Raw genomic sequence first — 2611 nt, 5'->3', positions numbered from 1 at the left:
CAACGTCGAGAAACAACCTCAGATCGTCCCAGCCGATATCCATTTTGCAGAAATGAAAAACTCCTTGCGACCGTGGCTGTAGCGCAAAGCGGGCATCGTGCGCAAGTATGCAGGCATTGGAGGCGTTGGACAATCCTGCCTGGCGGGACAGGGACAAGCGCCTCGCCTGGCCAAGAAGCGAACTGAACCCTTTCGATCGCGCATGCGATTGGCGCAGAGGTTTTGCGCTTCCGACCAACCCAGGCGCGCAGGCATTCTGCGTACCAAAGGAGACGATCATGTTGGATGAATTTCGATACCGTTTCGCCCGCTGGATTGCCTATCGCCAGACGCTTGCGAGCTTGAGGCAGGCCCGGGACAGCACACTGGCGGATGCCGGCATTTCTCGCGAAGAGATCCGCGAACGTGCCCGCCACGCCAGCTTGCGTCATTGAGGAGCCGGGCATGCAGATGATGATGCTTTGGGATGGCCGCTCGGTACCGCGCATCGGCATCGGCACCTGGGCGGCGGGTGGCCCCGCGCGCTGGCGTGACACGGCGACAGTCTATGGCGAGGTCGACGATATCAGGTCGCAAGCCGCGCTGGCGATGGCTTATGAGATCGGCGCGCGGGTGTTCGACACGGCTGCCGCCTACGGCGCCGGCAATGCCGAACTGATCCTCGGGCGGGCGTTGAGGGGCAAGGACGAAGCCGTCATCGTCACCAAGGTCGGCTATTTCGGCGATCCCGAAACGCGTAAGATCGCACCCGAGGATGCCTCTGCCGCGGCAATCCGGACCTCGATCGACAATTCGCGGCAGCGCCTGCAGCGGGATTGTATCGACGTCGTGCTGCTACATATCAACGAGTATCCGATCGAGCGCGCCGGCGAGGTGTTCGATACGCTCGGCCTGTTGCGCCAGGAGGGCAAGATCGGCGGCTTCGGCTGGAGCACCGATCACCGCGAACGGCTTGCCGTCTACGCGCCGCGCGAGGGGTTCGTCGCCGTAGAGAACGACTTCAATGTGTTTACCCCGGCGAACGAGCTGATGGCCGTTGCGGCGCGCGAGAACCTCGTCTCGTTCAGCCGGCTGCCGCTGGCAATGGGGCTGCTCACCGGCAAATACACGCCGGCCATGCGGCTGCCCACCAACGATGTGCGCGGCGGGAATGCCGAATGGATGGTGTTTTTCAGGGATGGCGCCGCCAACCCGGACTATCTGTCAAGGCTCTCGGCAATCCGCGACCTGCTCACCTCGGGCGGACGCACGCTTGCGCAAGGCGCGCTCGGCTGGATACTCGCCAAGTCGGCAATCGCCTTGCCGGTTCCCGGCTTCACGCGGCCCGAGCAGGTCGAGGACAATCTCGGTGCGCTGGAAAAAGGGCCGCTGCCGGAAACGGTGATGGCCGAGATCGACGCAGTGCTGAATATTGCCGAGACTGCGTAGGGTGTGGTGAATCCGGAATTCGCATTGGCGATAATGCGACCAACTTCGATCTCTCTGATGTCTGCCGATATCGCATTTTTCTTAGTCAAGCTTCCGTGGCGCAATTGAACACGGACGGAGCGGCGGACACGCTCGAGTTGAAGGTCCGCCGCTCCGGTTTTCAGATCAAGGAGTGATGCTGCAACGGGAGATGGGTAGCGAGCTGCGCTTGAGCTGCGCCGCCGACCGCGTCGCTGTCGAGAGAGAGCGACCCGGTTGAGCTGTCAAAGATGATGTGGTGGGAACCATCATCCGTGGCCGTAACAGCAGGGGACGTATGCAATGAAAGCCCTCCCGACTTGAGGTCGGCAAGCGCGGAGTGGTCGAGCTGGACTTTGTCCTGAAGCTTGCTGAAGTCGAAGGCATCGTTGCCGTGACCGGATGTCAGGTCGGCGACGGCGCTCTTGTGGACACCGGCGCCGGCATTTTCGTTGCCCTGGAGCAGTTGGGCGAACCCGTGGCCGGTCAGGCTGGTTGCCGTTTTCTCGGATGGGCTGCTGGTCGCGGCAAGCTCCGAGCCGGACGAAAGCGCGGGGCTCAACGCGGCCAGCACCCGGTCAACGCTGCTGCCTCCCTTGTCGCCGGCAGTATCATGGCTGGTGTCGTTGCTGCCGAACAGATCGGTCAGAGCGTGAAAACCGCCGCGGTCGGAGGGGGAAGCGGCGGTCACAGTCGAACTGCCATCGCTTGCGATGGGGTGCGAAGGCGCCGTCGCGGTCGAGCTGCCATCGCTGGTGCTATCGCCGGTGGAAGGGGCGGTCGCAGTCGAGCTGCCATGGCTCGTGGTGGCGCCGGCGGCGGTCGCAGTCGAACTGCCATCGCTGGTGCTATCGCCGGTGGCGGCATGGGAAGGGGCGGTCGCAGTCGAGCTGCCATCGCTCGTGGTGGCGCTGGCGGCGGCGGTCGCAGTCGAACTGCCATCGCTTGCGATGAGGTGCGAAGGCGCCGTCGCGGTCGAGCTGCCATCGCTGGTGCTATCGCCGGTGGCGGCGCTGGTGCTATCGCCGGTGGCGGCATGGGAAGGGGCGGCAGTCGAGCTGCCATCGCTCGTGGTGGCGCCGGCGGCGGTCGCAGTCGAACTGCCATCGCTTGCGATGAGGTGCGAAGGCGCCGTCGCGGTCGAGCTGCCATCGCTGGTGCTATC

Annotated in this window: 4 protein-coding genes; 3 read left to right on the top strand and 1 reads right to left on the bottom strand. The window is 64.1% G+C overall.

Going from position 1 to position 2611, the window contains the following annotated elements:
- Positions 1–278 precede the first annotated feature (278 nt).
- Both NKH90_RS34395 and NKH90_RS34390 read left to right on the top strand, forming a co-directional pair.
- Positions 279–434: a YjiS-like domain-containing protein gene (locus tag NKH90_RS34395; protein WP_352474475.1), complete on the top strand. Its 156-nt coding sequence runs from the start codon at positions 279–281 to the stop codon at positions 432–434.
- A 10-nt stretch (positions 435–444) separates the two neighbouring features.
- Positions 445–1428: an aldo/keto reductase gene (locus NKH90_RS34390; protein ID WP_352474476.1), complete on the top strand. Its 984-nt coding sequence runs from the start codon at positions 445–447 to the stop codon at positions 1426–1428.
- A 160-nt stretch (positions 1429–1588) separates the two neighbouring features.
- Here NKH90_RS34390 and NKH90_RS34385 read toward each other — a convergent pair whose 3' ends face one another.
- Entirely contained in the window at positions 1589–2137 is a 549-nt protein-coding gene (locus NKH90_RS34385; RefSeq protein ID WP_352685780.1) for a hypothetical protein, read from the bottom strand.
- A 22-nt stretch (positions 2138–2159) separates the two neighbouring features.
- Between NKH90_RS34385 and NKH90_RS34380 the strand changes: the two genes are divergently transcribed.
- Positions 2160–2611 (top strand): hypothetical protein (locus NKH90_RS34380; protein ID WP_352823729.1); only part of this gene is annotated, 452 nt, incomplete at its 3' end.

This window comes from Mesorhizobium sp. M0898 (assembly GCF_040319695.1).
In the GTDB taxonomy this organism is placed as follows: domain Bacteria; phylum Pseudomonadota; class Alphaproteobacteria; order Rhizobiales; family Rhizobiaceae; genus Mesorhizobium.
The sequence above is the reverse complement of the archived record's forward strand: the minus strand, read 5'-3'. Positions and strand labels throughout refer to the sequence as shown.

Excerpts from the sequence above, each read along its gene's own strand:
- NKH90_RS34395 (WP_352474475.1), top strand. The coding sequence starts at position 279 with ATGTTGGATGAATTTCGATACCGTTTCGCCCGCTGGATTGCCTATCGC.
- NKH90_RS34390 (WP_352474476.1), top strand. The coding sequence starts at position 445 with ATGCAGATGATGATGCTTTGGGATGGCCGCTCGGTACCGCGCATCGGC.